The following is a 14946-nucleotide window of genomic DNA, read 5'->3' on the forward strand; positions in this document are numbered from 1 at the left end:
GGGAGCCGGTCTCAGCGCAGGGACACCGCGCGGGAGCGTTCGACGGCGGCGAGGATCCGGTCCCAGTCACCGCCGTGCGCCTCGCCGAGTGCGTGGACCCAGCGTTCGAGGCCGAAGGCCACACAGCTGGTGGAGATCCTGGCGCCCGAGCCGGCCAGGGAGATCGCGCAGCGGTCGCCGAAGTAGGTCCGGTGCGCGTTGACCGAGGCCACGGCGAGGTCGCCGCCGTGGACGAACTCGTGCTTGACGGGGCTGAGCCGCTGCCAGGCGGCCTGCGGCCCCTCCGCGTCGTAGAACGGATCGGTCGCCACCGTGGCCTCCAGCTCCAGGCCGGCCTGCTCCGCGAACCGCAGGATGACGTCGCGGAACCGGGCCAGGTGCCGCTGGGTGTGCTCCGGGGAGCCGAGCGCGACGATCTCGCGCATCCGGAAGGCCCGCAGGCGGCGCAGTCCGTCGAAGCGCGTCTCGTTGCGGTAGCAGCCGGCGACGGCGGTGACGACACTCCCGTCGGGGATCTCCTGTCCCTTCAGGTCCAGGTACACGCCGTAGCAGGTCGCCGAGGGGAGGGCGAGCTGCGCGGCCTCCAGCAGGGTCGCGGGGATCTCCCCGGGCAGCGCGCCCGCCTCGGCGACCTCCTCGGCCCGCAGCGCGGAGGCGACCATCGCCAGCTGCGGGAAGTTCCGGTAGACCCCGAGCGCCTCCAGCTCGGCGACCGGCAGGAGCGGCGGCAGGGTCTTCTCGACCGCGCCCGCCTGCACCGCCCAGGCCAGGAACACCTCGTCCAGTGCGGCGACCAGGCGGGTCGCCTCGGGGCCCAGTGTGGCCAGGCCCGCATCGGTCCTCACCCCGCCGGGCGGCACGGTCCGGGTCGTCGTCACCGCGCCGTCACCTCCTCGAAGACGCCGAGCCTGCGGAAGAAGGACACGGGCTTGCGGGCGGTGGAGCGGTCGATCTCCTGCCGCCGCGGGTCCTCGATCAGCCTGCGGCGGAAGGCCAGCGGGTCGGCGATCCCGGCGTCCTCGTACGCGTCCAGGCTGTAGAAGGAGTGCAGGCTGAACCGCAGGTACTCCTGGAGCCCGGCCCCGATCGAGCGCAGCTCCGCCGCGGTGTGCCGGCGCCGCAGCCGCGCGTGGAGCATGGTGACCAGCTCACGGCCGGCCGCGATGTGCCGGGACTCGTCCTTGTGGTGGATCCGGTTGATCTCGCGGACCGTGGGGTGCAGCGACTCGTCCACGGCCATGTGCGCGTTGTAGTGGTCCACGATCTCCTCGAAGATCAGGATCCGGCTGAAGACCAGGAAGCTCTCGACGTCCGGGTCCTGGATCGGTGCGGTCGAGGTGCGCAGCCGTGGGAACCGGTACATCCTCCCGCCGTAACGGCGGCAGAACTCGGCGAAGAACCACATGTGTTCGTTCTCCTCGCCGATGAAGTGGTGGAAGAACTCGGAGGCGATCTCGAAGCCGGGGGTGTGTACCCGGTTGATCACCTCGGTCAGCAGCTCCCGGATGCCGTGGACGTTGAGGCTGTAAAAGTTGACGCTCTCCCAGCGGCTCAGCGCCAGCAGCTGCTGCTCGTCGAGCTCCCCCTGGGCCGAGGTGCCGTGCACGCTCAGCAGGGCGGGGCTCATCCAGGGCCGGTCGGTGGGGAGCGAGTCGGGCCACTCGAACATCCGGTAGGGGTTGTAGTAGCTCTCGACCGCCATCCGGCCGAGCCGGTCGAGCACCGAGACGAGGCGCTGGGTGTCGCCGTCCGCGGCAGTGGTCATCGGGTGCCTCCTTGTCCTGTGCGTGCCGGGTCCTGTGCGTGCCGGGTCCCGTGCGTACTGCGGGTGCGTCGGGCGCTCAGCGCGCCGGCCGCAGCAGCTGTCCGAAGCGGGCGAGCCCCTCGGCCAGCACGTCCTGGGGGCGGGCGTAGGTCAGCCGCACACCGTGCTCGGCGCCGAACACCTCGGCCGGCATCACCAGGACCCGGTGCTCCGCGAGCAGCCGCTCGGCGAGGGCGGTGGAATCGGTCCGCCCGGGCAGCCGGAGCCAGGCGAACGGCGTCCCCTCCGGTGCCACCAGGGAGATCGCGTCGGCGTGCTCGGCGGCGAATCCGTCGAGCAGGGTGCGTCCGGCGGCCAGCAGCTCGCGATAGCGGGCGAGGTGGCGCTCCCGCTCGGCCAGGACGTCCACCGCGATGCGCTCGCTCAGCGGCGAGTTGCACATCGTGGTGTACCGCTTGTAGTTGACCATCAGTTCGAGCAGCTCGACTGCCTCGGGCGAGGCGCCGGCGGCCCAGCCCAGGCGAAGTCCGGGCAGTCCGTAGGTCTTGGACAGGCCGGACACCGAGATCGCCCGGTCGTAGCCGTTGATCACCGAGCCGTCGAGATCGAGGGCGAACTCCTCGTCGCTGAGGATCCAGCTGCCGTTGGCGGCCGCGAGCTCGGTGATCCGGGCCCACTCCTCGGGCCGGATCAGGCATCCGGACGGGTTCCCGGGGCTGTTCAGCACGATCAGCCTGGTGTCCGGGCGGATCAGCTCCGCCAGGCGCCGCGGGTCGAACGCCTCCCCGGGCGTCCAGGCCAGCAGCGACACGTCACACCCGATGTGCCGGGGCACGGCCCAGGACTGCTGCCAGCCGGGCACGGTGGCGATGACGTGGTCACCCGGGGAGAGGAGCGTGCGGTAGCAGAGGTAGAGGGCCTCCTGCGCCCCGTGGGCGATGAGCACCCCGGAGTCCGGGCGGACGGCACCGCCGTACAGCCGGGCCACGGCCTCCCGCAGCTCGGGCAGCCCGCGGTCCAGGCTGTAGTTCAGTGGCCACTCGTCGGCGATCCGTACGTCGCCGGTGTGCAGGAACTGGACCCCGCTGGCGGCGAGATCGATGTCGTACCTGCCGTTCGCTGATTCGAACAGCCACTTCTGGATGGAATAGGTCTCGACCACGGCTCTCACATCTCGTTCGTGCGGCGTGGCGCCGGTGGGTTCGCCGGGTCGGCCGAACGGGCCGGCCGGGCCCCGACGATGCTTCCCGGTCCGGCGGGGTGATCTCCAGCCGAGGTCGTGGCGGCTCCTCGACTGGCTCGTTGCCGTCAGGCGGACAAATCGTCCACGGGCGGCAAACCGTCAGGATCCTTCGTCTGCACGCACCCTTGGCAGCGCGGTCCGCGTGGCCTACCTTGCGTCCAGGGGTCCCAGCGCGTGCCGATGCCGTCGCTGTGGGTGAATGCCCGGTATGGCGATGGTTTGACCACTTGTCGCATCCCGCCTGACGGAAACGTGCGCAGGGTCGTCCCTTGATTCGTATCTGAAGTCGGCGAGAATTGAGGCGTAAACGCACGGCCGCCACCCCACCGGCGGCCGCCTCGTTCTTAGGATCCGGTTATGTCTGCTCAGATTCACACCGTCCGCCGTCCCGTGCTCGCTCTGCTCCTCGGCGGATGTCTGCTTTCCGCGACTTTCGGGGTCGTACAGGCCTCTGCCGCGCCGACCGCCGGCGCCTCCGTCGTGAGTGCCGCCGCTGGAACCACGATCGATCTCCCGGGTGACACCGGCTGGGGCGTTCCGCAGATGGACACCGGCTGGGGCCGAAGCTGAACCCCTGAGCACGTGCCCGGCAATCGACGACTGCCGGGCACGTGCATTTTTGTGTCCGTTGCCCGGCCGTCCGATCGGGGGCGGTCCTACACGCTGAGGAATCGTTAATTCATGGACTGGCAAGCCGTACTAGCTCTGCTGGCGGTGGCCGCGATGGCCGGGTGGATCGACGCGGTGGTGGGTGGCGGGGGCTTGCTCCAGCTCCCGGCACTGCTGCTCGCGGGAGGCTCGCTCCCGGTCGCCTCGGTGCTGGGCACCAACAAGCTGGCCGCGACGCTGGGCACCCTGGCCGCCGCCCTGGCCTACCGGCGCAAGCACCCCATCTCCCGCAAGGTGGCGGTGATCGGCGGCGGCGCGGCGGTCGTCGGCTCGGCCACCGGCGCGGTCGTCGCCACGGCGGTCTCCTCCGACTTCCTGCGGCCCGTCATCCTGGTGCTGCTGGTGGGCGTGGCCGTCTTCGTGCTGCTGCGGCCGCAGTTCGGCTCGGGCAGCCCGAAGGGCGAGGGCCCGGACGCCCAGCGGCAGGCCCCCGAGCGGCGGCGGGTCGCCTGGCTGGTGCTGCTGGCCGGCGGCGGGATCGGCTTCTACGACGGCCTGGTGGGTCCCGGCACCGGGACCTTCCTCATCATCACCTTCACCACCGTGCTCGGCCTGGAGTTCATCCGAGCCCTCTCCACCGTCAAGACGATCAACGTGGGCACCAACCTGGGCGCGCTGCTGGTGTTCGCGCTCCAGGGCAACGTGCTGTGGGTGCTGGGGCTGGGGATGTCCCTGTTCAACGTGCTGGGCGCGCTGATCGGCGCCCGGATGACGATGTCCCGCGGCAGCGGCTTCGTCCGGGCCGTCCTGCTGGTCGTGGTGGCGGTCATGGTGGTGCGGTTGGGGTACGCAGAGTTCGCCTGAGGTGGCGCAGCGCCCGTTCGTCCGATTTGGCTGATTGCGCACGGAGTGTTCCGGTGGCGACAAACGGACAGTCTGCGGAGCGACGGTTTAGCGCCTGGCATTGCGGTGCATGGGCGGCAACGATGGTTCACCGGGGGCGGGAAGAGCCTCGTCCCGGGAAATCAGGTAGACCAGAGGAAGTCATAATGCCGAAGTCGCCCGACAGTGTTCTTTCCTGCTACGACGTCAACAACGACCTGCTGCCCGACAGCGTCCTCAAGTACGCATTCCGCCAGCTGCTGGGAAACAACGGCTATGTCCAGATCGTCAATGTCCCGGACAGCTTCGACCACGTGGCATTCCTCAAGGAGCTCGGTGATTTCCAGCCGACGCCCACCGGCACCGTGATCGGCGACCTCAAGCCCGAGGCCGACATGGACGACATCTACCATGCGCAGAACCGCCGACCACTGGTGCCGCACACCGAGGGGTACGAGTTCCGCGGCACCCCGCCGCGTTACATGGCCCTGTGGTGCGTGAAGCCGGCTTCGGGCCTGGGCGGTGAGACGACCATGCTCGACGGCAACCGGATCCTGCGCGAATTCACCGAGGACGAGCGCAAGCACTTCACCGACACCACCTACGCGTGGAAGTCGACGGAGGGCCTGGCCCGCCGTGGCGTGCAGCACAACGCGGAGCACCCGGTGCTGGAGGAGATCGACGGCGAGCTGGTCTTCCGCTTCTCCTACAACAACCTGGTGGTGCCCGAGGGCGACGAGCTGGCGGCCCGGCTGCTGGAGCTCGGCAAGGAGATCTACGACGAGAGCCACGTCGCCGTGGAGTACCAGGAGCGCGACATGATCATCTGGGACAACTGGCGGATGCTGCACTCCCGCAACGCGTTCGAGGACCCGACCAGGCACCTGAAGCGCGTTCAGATCGCCGCCCCGATCAGCGCATAGCATCGACCGGTGCCCTGCCGCCGCCCCGCGCGGGCCGGCAGGGCACCGCCGCCACAGACCCGGCGGTGATCGGACGGAAGGGGAGCTACACGTGTTTCGGGTCGCCGTCATCGATGACTACCAGGGGCCGGCCGCCGCGCTCGACTGCTGGCAGCAGCTGTCCGAGCAGGCCGAGGTCTCCTTCTTCCCGGACCACCTGACGGACCCCGCCGCGCTGGTGGAGCGTTTGCAGGAGTTCGACGCGGTGATCGCCACGCGCGAGCGCACGCCGTTCCCGGCCGCCCTGCTGGAACGGCTGCCCAAGCTCCGCCTGTTGATCACCACCGGGATGGCCAACGCCGCCATCGACGTGGCGGCGGCGCGCTCGCTGGGCATCACCGTCTGCGGCACCGCCATGCTGCCCCACCCGGCGGCCGAGCTGACCTGGGCGCTGATCCTGGAACTGGCCAAGCACACCGGCGCGGAGCAGGACGCCCTGCGCGCGGGCCGGTGGCAGAGCACCGTGGGCCTGGACCTCGCCGGCGCGACCCTCGGCGTGGTCGGCCTCGGCAGACTGGGCCGCAGGGTCGCCGCGGTCGGTGCCGCGTTCGGGATGAACGTCCTGGCGTGGAGCCAGAACCTGACCCCCGAGCAGGGCGCCGAGGCGGGCGTGGAAGCGGTCTCCAAGGAGGACCTGTTCCGGCGCTCCGACTACGTCTCGATCCATCTCCGGTACAGCGAGCGGACCAGGAGCGTGGTCGGCGAGGCGGAGCTGCGGCTGATGAAGCCGAGCGCCTACCTCGTCAACACCTCCCGCTCCCCGATCGTGGACATGGACGCGCTGCTCACCGCCCTGCACGGCGGTTGGATCGCCGGCGCCGGCCTGGACGTCCACCCGGTGGAGCCGATCCCGGCCTCCGACCCGATCCTGCGCGCCCCCAACACCGTCCTGACGCCGCACATCGGCTACGCGACCCGGGGCAACTTCGAACTGAGCTACTCGGACGCCGTCGAGTGCGTCGGCGCCTTCCTCGCGGGCCGGCCGGTCCGCGTGCTCTAGCCACCGGGAAGGACGAGATCCCCGTGCACATATTCCTGGACCTACCGGGCCGGACGGTGGCGTTGCTGGCGCTGGTGTCCCTGCTCGCGGGTCTGGTCGACGCCATCGTCGGTGGCGGGGGCCTCGTCCAGCTGCCCTTCCTGCTCGCCGTGCTTCCGGGACTCGGCACCGCCACCCCGCTGGGCATCAACAAGGCGGTGTCCGCGCTCGGGAACATCTCCTCCGCGGCCGTGTACTGGCGGCGCAACCCGGGCACCAGACTCAACCGCCAACTGCTGGCGTGGTCCGGCACGGTGGCGGTGCTCTGCGCGATGGCGGGCGCGTTGCTGGCCTCCGGTCTGCCGATCGGGCTCTTCCGGCCGATCGTCATCGTCGTGCTGGTGGCGATCCTCTGGCTGGTGGTCAGGGGACGCCTGGCCCGGCCCGCGGCGGCCGCCGCGCCGTCGTCCACGCCCGGGGCGTCCTCCGCCGGGGCGTCCTCCGCCGGGGCGTCCTCGCCCGGTGGCGGGGTGAACCTGCCGCTCGCCGCCTCCTCCGGGATGATCGGCCTGTACGACGGGATCATCGGCCCCGCGGCCGGCAGCTTCCTGCTGCTCTCCCACCAGCGCATCCTGCGCCGCTCGCTGGTCGACTCGCTCGGTACGGCGAAGGTGATCCAGTGCTGCATGAACATCGGCGGCGCGGCCGTGCTGATCTCCAGGGGCCCCACGAGCTGGCCGTTGATCGCCCTGCTCGGGGTGGCCAACATCGCCGGCTCCGCTATCGGCGCCCGGCTGACCCTGCGCGGCGGGGACGTCTTCGTCCGGGCCGTGCTGGTGCTGGCCGTCCTCGCGACCGTGGGGAAGCTGGCACACGACCAGTGGCTCTGAGCTCGCCTCCGGCCCCCGCTCCGGCCTCCGCCCGGACCGTACCGGCCGCGGCCGTCGGCGCTCCTACCATCCGATCCGCCTCCTTCTCCGACCCAGGGAGCACCTCGCCATGACGCTCATCTCCTCGGCCGACCTGGACCGTGCCCGGGCGAACATCGCCGGTAGCGTGGTGCGAACGCCGCTGGTCCAGGTGCCGGGCATGACGCATCCGCTCTGGCTCAAGCCGGAGAACCTTCAGGTCACCGGTGCGTTCAAGGTCCGCGGCGCGCACCACCGGATCGCGTCGATGACGGAGGCGGAGCGTGCCCTGGGGGTCGTCACCCACTCCAGCGGCAACCACGCCCAGGCGGTCGCCCGTTCGGCGAAGGCCTTCGGCATCCCGGCCGTGGTCGTCATGCCGGACACCGCCGCCCAGGTCAAGATCGACGCCACCCGGGCGCTGGGAGCCGAGGTGGTCACCGTGGCCCCGGACCTGTACCGGGCGCGGGCCGTCGAGCTGAGCGCCGAGCGCGGCTGCGTCCTCGTACCGCCCTTCGACGACCCGTACGTCATCGCGGGGCAGGGCACCGTCGGTCTCGAAGTGCTGGACGACCTGCCGGGCGACCTCACCGTCCTGGTGCCGGTCGGCGGCGGCGGGCTCATCTCGGGTGTCGCGGCGGCGGTGAAGCAACGGCGCCCCGGCAGCCGGGTGATCGGGGTGGAGCCCGAACTCGCCGGGGACGCGGCCGAGAGCCTGCGCACCGGGCGGATCAGCCGCTGGACGGCGGCGCTGGCCGGCCGCACGGTGGCCGACGGCCTGCGCACCCCGGCGCTGGGGGACCTGACGTGGCAGCACATCCGCGCGTACGTGGACGACATCGTCACCGTCACCGAGGAGGAGATCCGGGAGTCCGTACGCTTCCTCGCCACCCGGGCCCACCTGGTCGCGGAGGCCTCCGGCGCGGTGGCCACCGCCGGCTACCTGTTCCACCGCGAGCGGCTCTCCCCGGAGCTGCCCTGCGTCGCGGTGATCAGCGGTGGCAACATCCACCCCGGCGACCTCGCGGACATGCTTCGCCCCGCCGCCTGACGCCTGACGCCTGACGTTTGAGGCCCCTCGCCTCCCGGCATCCGCCCCGGCACCCCACCCCCGCCTCTCCCGACGCCCCGACCGACGACAGGAACCCACCGAGCATGTCCGAAGCAGCCGTCCTCCACCCCGTCACCAGCCCGGAGATCCAGGTGCTCGGGCCGTACTCGCCCGCGGTGCGGGTCGGCGGCCTGGTGTTCCTCTCCGCCCAGACCGGCGTCGACCCGCAGACCGGCGCGGTGCCCGACGGGCCGTTCGAGGCGGAGTGCCGCCAGGCGTTCACCAACCTCGAACGGGTGCTGCGGGTGGCGGACAGCCGGCTCGACCTGGTCGCCAAGGTCACCGTCCTCTACACCGACCTGGCCGACCTCGGCACCCTGAACGCCGTCTTCGCGGAGGTCTTCCCGGAGAACCCGCCGGCGCGCACCGCGGCGGTCGTCACGCTGCCGGGCGGGCGGCGGATCAGCGTGGACGCCATCGCCGCGGCCGGCCCGGGCGCGCAGGGCTGAGCCTCGTGCGCCCGGGCCGGCCGGGGTGTCATCCCCGCGGTGGGTGCGAGCCACGGCGCCGGTGGGCGTCGAAGGCCTGCCAGGCCTTGTCGCGCAGGAACGGCGCCTCGGTGAAGCGGATGCCGGTGGCGTCGCGCAGGGCGTTGGCGAAGGCCGGCGGGACGGGTTGAACGGGCTCTCGCTCATCGACCTTGGCGCCCAGCGGTCCGATGGCGTCGGAGGTCCGGGTGAAGTGCACCTCGGTGCGCGGTACGTCGGCGTACACGAGTGGAGGCGCACACCGGTGATCCCCCCTCGCCTTGGAGGATCAACCAGCCGGACGGACCCCGTGCACCTCGCACCTGCCAGGAACCTGAGGTCTGGTTCCTGGCAACTGAGAGGAGCCGCCGTGTTGCGGCCCCGGCCGGGATCCGCTCAACGGCCCGGCTCCCGGACGTGGTCGCGCGAGGCGGCCGCGCCGGTCATCGGCGGGACGGCCGTGATCCCGCCGGCGAGTTCTCCGGCCGTGTCGATGTCGCCGGGTCCCGTTCGACGTATGGGTAGAGGCTGGTTCCGGGAGGGCCTGCCGAGGATCCGGAGACGGAAGAGGACAAGACGATGCGATTCATGATGCTGGTCAGGGCGGACGACGACACCGAGGCGGGCGTGCTCCCGACCAAGGAGATGATCGACGCGATGGACAAGTACAACGACGAGCTGGTCAAGGCCGGGGTGCTGCTCGCCGCCGACGGGCTGCACCCGAGCTCCAAGGGCGCCAGCGTCTCCTACTCCGGCGGCCGGCCGACCGTCACCGACGGCCCCTTCGCCGAGGCCAAGGAGCTGATCGCCGGGTACTGGCTGATCCAGGCCTCGTCGAAGGAGGAGGCCGTCCAGTGGGCGACCCGGGTGCCCTTCGACGAGGGCACGGTCGAGGTGCGGCAGGTGTTCGACGCGGCGGACTTCCCGCCCGAGATCCTCTCGCCGGAGATCGCGGCGAAGGAGCAGGCCTGGCAGGAGCAGCAGCTGCGCAACGCGCCCAAGGCGTGACGCCGCGCGGCGCCGGGGCCGGGCGGCCGTGACGTCGTGAAGCCGTAACCCAGCTGGGCGCGCGCCGGATTGGCCCGGCGCGCGCCCAGCTGTTCTGATGTGGCCGTGACGGCTTCCGGCGAGGACGAGTACGACCGCACCGAGACCTCCGGCGGTCCCGGCGGTCCCGGCGGTCCCGGCGGTCCCGGCGGTCCCGACGATGCCGGGGCACCCGCTTGCGCCCCGGCCCCTGAGGCCGCCCCGCCCGCCGACGCCCCGCCCGCCGACGCCCCGCCCGCCGACGCGTCGGACGCCGCCGAGGCGGCGCGGCGCGCGATCGACGCGGTCTGGCGGATCGAATCGGCCCGCCTGATCGCGGGTCTGGCCCGGCTGGTGCGCGATGTCGGCCTCGCCGAGGAGCTCGCCCAGGACGCCCTGGTCGCCGCGTTGGAGCAGTGGCCGCAGACCGGCGTCCCGCGCAGTCCCGGCGCCTGGCTGATGGCCACCGCCAAGCACCGCGCCATCGACCAGCTGCGCCGGCGCGAGGTGCTGCGGCGCAAGGTCCGGGAACTCGGCCACGAGCTGGCCGTCGAGGGCGAGGCGGCCGAGCCCGACCTCGACGCCGCGCTGGACGACGACATCGGCGACGACCTGCTGCGGCTGCTGTTCACCGCCTGCCACCCGGTGCTCTCCACCGAGGCCCGGGTCGCGCTCACGCTGCGCCTGCTGGGCGGCCTGACCACCAGGGAGATCGCGCGGGCCTACCTCGCCCCCGAGTCGACCGTCGCGCAGCGGATCGTCCGTGCCAAGCGGACCCTGGCCGAGGCGAAGATCCCGTTCGAGGTGCCGCAGGGGCCCGAGCTGGCCGAGCGGCTGGCCTCCGTACTGGAGGTCGTCTACCTGATCTTCAACGAGGGCTACGCGGCCACGGCGGGCGACGACTGGATGCGCCCGGCGCTCTGTGAGGAGGCGCTGCGGCTCGGGCGGATCCTGGCCGAGCTCGCGCCGGCGGAGCCGGAGGTGCACGGGCTGGTCGCGCTGATGGAGATCCAGGCCTCCCGCTCGGGCGCCAGGACCGGCCCGTCGGGGGAGCCGGTCCTGCTGCTGGAGCAGGACCGGGCGCGCTGGGACCAGGTCCTGATCCGGCGGGGGCTGGCGGCACTGGCGCGCGCCGAGGCGCTCGGCGCGCCGCGCGGTCCGTACCGCCTCCAGGGCGAGATCGCCGCCTGCCACGCGCGGGCGCGCACGCCGGAGGCTACCGACTGGGTACGGATCGCGGCGCTGTACGCGGCGCTCGCCCGGGCGACGCCCTCACCGGTGGTGGAGCTGAACCGGGCGGTCGCGCTGGCGATGGCCTTCGGCCCGGCCGTCGGGCTCGCCCTCGTCGACGAACTCACCTCGGAGCCCGCGCTCCGGGAGTACCACCTGCTGCCGAGTGTGCGCGGGGACCTGCTGGACAGGCTCGGCCGGCCGGCGCAGGCCCGGGCGGAGTTCGAGCGCGCGGCCGCGCTGACCCGCAACGAGCGTGAGCGCACCCTGCTGCTCCGGCGCGCGGCGGCAGCGGCCGAGGCGGAGACGGCGGCAGCCACGGCGTCCGAGCCCACCGAGCCCGCCGAGCCCACCGAGGACCCCGGCGGCGGTCCGTCCCCGACCGGGTAGCACACCCCGGCACCCGGGCGTCGGAGCGCGCTCGGAAGCATCCACTACGCTGGCTGACCGTGCAGAGCCGATGAGTCATGGGGGGATCGCATGAGCGGATTCACCGTCAAGCCCGATGAGCTGGACGGCGCCGCCACGTCCGGCCACGCGGTGGCCGAGGCGATCCGTCAGGAGGTGCCCCAGGTCGCGGGCCCCTCCACCGGGCTGGAGGAGGCGCTGTACGGGCTGCGCATCGGCTCGGCCGCCGAGCACTGCGCCACCGCCTGGCAGAAGCACCTGGGCGACCTCGCGGCCTCCCTCGACGTCGTCGCGCAGAACCTCACCACCACCGCGACCGAGTACCGCCGCGCCGAGGAGGGCAACAGCATGCGGCTCGACGCCATCAAGCCGGGCAGCTGATGCAGGACAAGAACCTGCTCTGGCTGGTCGGCGCCGCCGAGCCGGCGAAGCTGCACGCGGCCGCCGACGCCTGGGACGCGCTCGCCGAGAAGTACTTCGCGCACTCCCGCGACTGGGCCGCCAACACCCAGCAGCGGGTGCTCAACTCGGGCTGGACGGGTGAGGCGGCCGAGGCGGCCAGGACCGAGCTGGAGAAGTGGGAGGGCCAGCTCAAGGCCTGCCAGCGCGAGCTGGACACCATCGGCACGACCATGCGCACCGCCGCCGACCGCCTCACCATGTTCAAGCTCCAGCGCCAGGCGATCCACGACCAGGCGCGCGCCGACGAGCTCACCATCAACGAGCTGGTCGACGGCCCGCCGCACGTCACCATCGACCTGGCGGCGTACGGCGAGGAGAGTCCGCAGCTGCGCCACGACCCGGACTACCAGGACGGGATGACCAAGGGGGCGGCCAGGCGCAGGGAGCTCCTCAGCCGGATCGAGGAGTTCGAGAAGGCGGTCCGGGAGGCCGACGACGACTACGCCGGCACGCTGGAGGCCGCGGCGGACACCGCCCGCCTGGCCGTCGTCGACGACCGCTACAGCAGCTACCAGCAGGAGCAGGCGCAGAAGGAGCGCCGGAGCGTCCTGCCGGACGCCGTCGTCACCAACAGCGACCCGAAGGCCGTCAAGCAGTGGTGGGACTCGCTGCCCCCGGAGGTTCGCCAGCAGCTGCTCAAGGACTACCCGGAGCTGGGCAACACCGACGGCATCCCGGCTCAGGACCGCGACACCGCCAACCGGCTCCACCTGCCCGAAGTGCGGGCCGAGATGGAGCGCGAGCTGGCCGCCCCGCAGCCGGCCCAGTGGGCCAGCCGCACCAAGCTGGACTCACTCGTCTCGCTCCAGGAGCAGCTGGACTCTCCCTCCACGCCGCCCCGGATGCTGCTCGGCCTGGGTGACCCGGCCGGCACCGGCTCGGCCACCAACGTGCCTGCGTTCAACGCCATCGTCGCGTACGGCAACCCCGACAAGGCGAAGAACGTCGCGGCGTACGTGCCGCCGAGCGGCGGGCTGGACAAGGAGTTCGTCAGCGGCGACCTGGAGTTCGGCAAGCGGCTCAACGTCGCCGCGAACCAGGCCGACCCCAAGTCGCCCACCGCGACGGTGGTGTGGATGAACTACGACGCACCGCCCCGGGTCGCGAGCACCTCGATCAGCATGACCGGCGGGGGCGCCTCCTCCCCCAACGGCCAGGGCTTCAACCAGTTCCTGAACGGCGTCAGGACCACGCACGACGACGGGCCGCCGCCGCGCCTGACCGCGATCGGTACCGGCGCCTACGAGGGCACCATCCACAACGCGCTGGACACCAACGAGGGCTGCCCGGCCACCAGCGTCGTGATCAACAAGGATCCGGACTTCGAGGACCGGGTCTCCGACGGCTTCCCGAAGGGCCAGTCGCTGGCAGCCGACCCCAACGACCCCGCCTACTTCAAGGCCGCCGCCAATGTGGTGACCGGCCACGGCGACCGCAACAACCCGGTGGTCCCGCAGTGAGCACCACCCCGGGCGGCGGGCCGCCGTGGCTCGACCAGGCGGGCGCGGCCGAACGCTGCGAGGCGCTGCTCCAGCACACCCTGGAGGCCGTCCGCCCGGAGCTGGTCTGGCGGCACGGCGTGCCGAGCTCCGGCGCCCGCCTGGCCGCGCCCGGCACCCCGGCCGGCGCGGACCTCGGCTGGTACGTCAGCCGCAACCGCAACGTCATGACGATCGTCTCGCCGGCCCGCCGCGGCGCCCTGCTGGGGGTGGTGGAGCGGCACTGGCGCAGGTTCGGCTGCACGATCACCTCCGTCAACGCGGACCCCGTGCTGCCGGCGATCTACGCCGTCACCGCCGGGGGCTTCCGGCTGGCACTGGACTTCGGGACGGCCGGGAACGCCTACTTCACCGCCGCCTCACCGGCGGTGGCCCGCTCGGCGTACCTGGAGTACCCGCCGGGCACCCCCGGCTCGCCCGAGCACCCGGGCAGCGTGGAGGACATGGCGCCGCTGCCGTACGTGCGCTGCCCGTTCTGGTCGGCGCTGTAGGCCCTTGCGGGGTGGGGCACATCGGGGTCGGTGTCAGAGCGGGTCGGCCGGGATCTCGGCGTACGCCGCCCGCAGCAGGCCGGTGACCGGATCGTCGACCGCCAGCGCGACGCCGTCCACCGATGCGATCGCCCGTACGCCGACGGCCGCGTTCGTGGCGAACGCCGCCCGGTACCCGGCCACCTCGGCCAGCGGTACGGCGGCCGTCCCCGAGGTGTCCCACACCTGCCGCAGCAGCGCCATGGTCACCCCGGGCAGGCACTCGGCGTCCGGCCAGACCAGCCGCTCGCCGTCGTGGAACGCGGCGTTCCAGGTGCCGCCCTCCGAGACGCAGCCGCGCCCGTCGGTGAACAGCGCGTCGTCGTACCCGGCGCGCTGGGCGGCGGCGCGGTGCGCGAGCAGCCCGAAGAGCCCGACGTGCTTCACGGCCGGGAACTCCCGCGCGTACGGCACCGAGCGCACCCGCAGCGGCGGCAGCGGCAGGGCGGGGGCCGGACGGATCGTCACCAGGACGGCGGGTTCGGCGCCGGTGGCGCCCGGCTGGCCGACCTCCAGCGCCGGGTCGAAGACCGTCACCCGGGCCACCAGCGGCCCCGCGGCCGCCCCGACGGCGCGGCGGAGCAGCGCCCGGACCCGCTCCGGGTCCAGCTCGGCGGCGAAGACGGTCCGGCAGTCGCGCACCAGCCGGTCCAGGTGCAGGGCGAGCCCGCGGGCGCGGCGGTCCTCCACCCGGAGGGTGGTGAAGTGGCCGTAGTTGGTCAGCGCGAGGGCGGCCAGGGCCTCGGGGGAGACGGGCCGGCCGTTCAGTTCAGCCATGCCGGCCAGTCTGGCACCGCGGGCCGCCCGTCGGTGGTACCCGCCCGCCCGTCGGTGGTACCCGCCCGCCCGGCGGCGGTACCCGCCC

At 72.6% G+C, this 14946-nt stretch carries 15 protein-coding genes and 1 pseudogene; 11 read left to right on the forward strand and 5 right to left on the reverse strand.

The genetic code is table 11. From position 1 onward, the window contains the following. Positions 1-11: 11 nt before the first annotated feature. The 3 genes from ACIBH3_RS09910 to ACIBH3_RS09920 form a co-directional block, all read right to left on the reverse strand. Positions 12-878, reverse strand: a complete 867-nt coding sequence (locus ACIBH3_RS09910; protein ID WP_396311424.1) for a hypothetical protein — start codon at positions 876-878, stop codon at positions 12-14. Beyond that, complete coding sequence (locus tag ACIBH3_RS09915) at positions 875-1765, reverse strand: diiron oxygenase (RefSeq protein ID WP_396311425.1); 891 nt, start codon at positions 1763-1765, stop codon at positions 875-877. Before ACIBH3_RS09915 ends, ACIBH3_RS09910 begins: the two co-directional genes overlap by 4 nt. A 76-nt stretch (positions 1766-1841) precedes the next feature. Beyond that, on the reverse strand, positions 1842-2927 hold the full coding sequence (locus tag ACIBH3_RS09920; RefSeq protein ID WP_396311426.1) for a pyridoxal phosphate-dependent aminotransferase: 1086 nt from the start codon (positions 2925-2927) through the stop codon (positions 1842-1844). 762 nt (positions 2928-3689) lie between these two features. On the opposite strand from ACIBH3_RS09920, the gene ACIBH3_RS09925 reads away from it, so the two are divergent. The 6 genes from ACIBH3_RS09925 (at position 3690) to ACIBH3_RS09950 (ending at position 8908) form a co-directional block, all read left to right on the forward strand. After that, positions 3690-4481 (forward strand): sulfite exporter TauE/SafE family protein, encoded by a 792-nt coding sequence (locus ACIBH3_RS09925; protein WP_396311427.1) that lies wholly within the window; start codon positions 3690-3692, stop codon positions 4479-4481. A 185-nt stretch (positions 4482-4666) separates the two neighbouring features. Further along, positions 4667-5422 carry a TauD/TfdA family dioxygenase gene (locus ACIBH3_RS09930; protein ID WP_396311428.1) on the forward strand — a complete coding sequence of 252 codons (756 nt, stop codon included), beginning with the start codon at positions 4667-4669 and terminating at the stop codon, positions 5420-5422. A 91-nt stretch (positions 5423-5513) separates the two neighbouring features. Continuing rightward, positions 5514-6461, forward strand: coding sequence for a D-2-hydroxyacid dehydrogenase family protein (locus ACIBH3_RS09935; RefSeq protein ID WP_396311429.1), 948 nt, complete (start codon positions 5514-5516; stop codon positions 6459-6461). A gap of 23 nt (positions 6462-6484) precedes the next feature. Beyond that, positions 6485-7330, forward strand: a complete 846-nt coding sequence (locus tag ACIBH3_RS09940) for a sulfite exporter TauE/SafE family protein (RefSeq protein ID WP_396311430.1) — start codon at positions 6485-6487, stop codon at positions 7328-7330. Between the two features lie 109 nt (positions 7331-7439). Beyond that, on the forward strand, positions 7440-8399 hold the full coding sequence (locus ACIBH3_RS09945) for a threonine/serine dehydratase (RefSeq protein ID WP_396311431.1): 960 nt from the start codon (positions 7440-7442) through the stop codon (positions 8397-8399). A 104-nt stretch (positions 8400-8503) separates the two neighbouring features. Beyond that, a complete protein-coding gene (locus tag ACIBH3_RS09950) occupies positions 8504-8908 on the forward strand; it encodes a RidA family protein (protein ID WP_396311432.1) in 405 nt (134 codons plus the stop codon). A 28-nt stretch (positions 8909-8936) separates the two neighbouring features. Here ACIBH3_RS09950 and ACIBH3_RS09955 read toward each other — a convergent pair. After that, a pseudogene (locus ACIBH3_RS09955) lies at positions 8937-9170 on the reverse strand (hypothetical protein); the annotation flags it as partial. A gap of 335 nt (positions 9171-9505) precedes the next feature. Between ACIBH3_RS09955 and ACIBH3_RS09960 the strand changes: the two are divergent. The 5 genes from ACIBH3_RS09960 (at position 9506) to ACIBH3_RS09980 (ending at position 14042) form a co-directional block, all read left to right on the forward strand. Continuing rightward, positions 9506-9934, forward strand: coding sequence for a YciI family protein (locus ACIBH3_RS09960; protein WP_396311433.1), 429 nt, complete (start codon positions 9506-9508; stop codon positions 9932-9934). A 315-nt stretch (positions 9935-10249) separates the two neighbouring features. Beyond that, positions 10250-11572 (forward strand): RNA polymerase sigma factor, encoded by a 1323-nt coding sequence (locus ACIBH3_RS09965; protein ID WP_396311589.1) that lies wholly within the window; start codon positions 10250-10252, stop codon positions 11570-11572. A gap of 90 nt (positions 11573-11662) precedes the next feature. Then, positions 11663-11971 (forward strand): type VII secretion target, encoded by a 309-nt coding sequence (locus ACIBH3_RS09970; protein WP_396311434.1) that lies wholly within the window; start codon positions 11663-11665, stop codon positions 11969-11971. After that, on the forward strand, positions 11971-13512 hold the full coding sequence (locus tag ACIBH3_RS09975; protein ID WP_396311435.1) for an alpha/beta hydrolase: 1542 nt from the start codon (positions 11971-11973) through the stop codon (positions 13510-13512). Before ACIBH3_RS09970 ends, ACIBH3_RS09975 begins: the two co-directional genes overlap by 1 nt. After that, positions 13509-14042: a hypothetical protein gene (locus ACIBH3_RS09980; RefSeq protein WP_396311436.1), complete on the forward strand. Its 534-nt coding sequence runs from the start codon at positions 13509-13511 to the stop codon at positions 14040-14042. The genes ACIBH3_RS09975 and ACIBH3_RS09980 overlap by 4 nt, the downstream gene beginning before the upstream one ends. Positions 14043-14075: 33 nt before the next feature. Here ACIBH3_RS09980 and ACIBH3_RS09985 read toward each other — a convergent pair whose 3' ends face one another. Further along, positions 14076-14858, reverse strand: a complete 783-nt coding sequence (locus ACIBH3_RS09985; RefSeq protein WP_396311437.1) for an aminotransferase class IV family protein — start codon at positions 14856-14858, stop codon at positions 14076-14078. Between the last annotated feature and the right edge of the window lie 88 nt (positions 14859-14946).

The sequence above is a fragment of the Kitasatospora sp. NPDC050543 genome (genome assembly GCF_044457565.1).
Taxonomy (GTDB): domain Bacteria; phylum Actinomycetota; class Actinomycetes; order Streptomycetales; family Streptomycetaceae; genus Kitasatospora.

Coding starts and splice junctions, on each gene's coding strand:
- ACIBH3_RS09915 (WP_396311425.1), bottom strand. CDS start 1,765: ATGACCACTGCCGCGGACGGCGACACCCAGCGCCTCGTCTCGGTGCTC.
- ACIBH3_RS09925 (WP_396311427.1), top strand. CDS start 3,690: ATGGACTGGCAAGCCGTACTAGCTCTGCTGGCGGTGGCCGCGATGGCC.
- ACIBH3_RS09930 (WP_396311428.1), top strand. CDS start 4,667: ATGCCGAAGTCGCCCGACAGTGTTCTTTCCTGCTACGACGTCAACAAC.
- ACIBH3_RS09945 (WP_396311431.1), top strand. CDS start 7,440: ATGACGCTCATCTCCTCGGCCGACCTGGACCGTGCCCGGGCGAACATC.
- ACIBH3_RS09950 (WP_396311432.1), top strand. CDS start 8,504: ATGTCCGAAGCAGCCGTCCTCCACCCCGTCACCAGCCCGGAGATCCAG.
- ACIBH3_RS09960 (WP_396311433.1), top strand. CDS start 9,506: ATGCGATTCATGATGCTGGTCAGGGCGGACGACGACACCGAGGCGGGC.
- ACIBH3_RS09970 (WP_396311434.1), top strand. CDS start 11,663: ATGAGCGGATTCACCGTCAAGCCCGATGAGCTGGACGGCGCCGCCACG.
- ACIBH3_RS09975 (WP_396311435.1), top strand. CDS start 11,971: ATGCAGGACAAGAACCTGCTCTGGCTGGTCGGCGCCGCCGAGCCGGCG.
- ACIBH3_RS09985 (WP_396311437.1), bottom strand. CDS start 14,858: ATGGCTGAACTGAACGGCCGGCCCGTCTCCCCCGAGGCCCTGGCCGCC.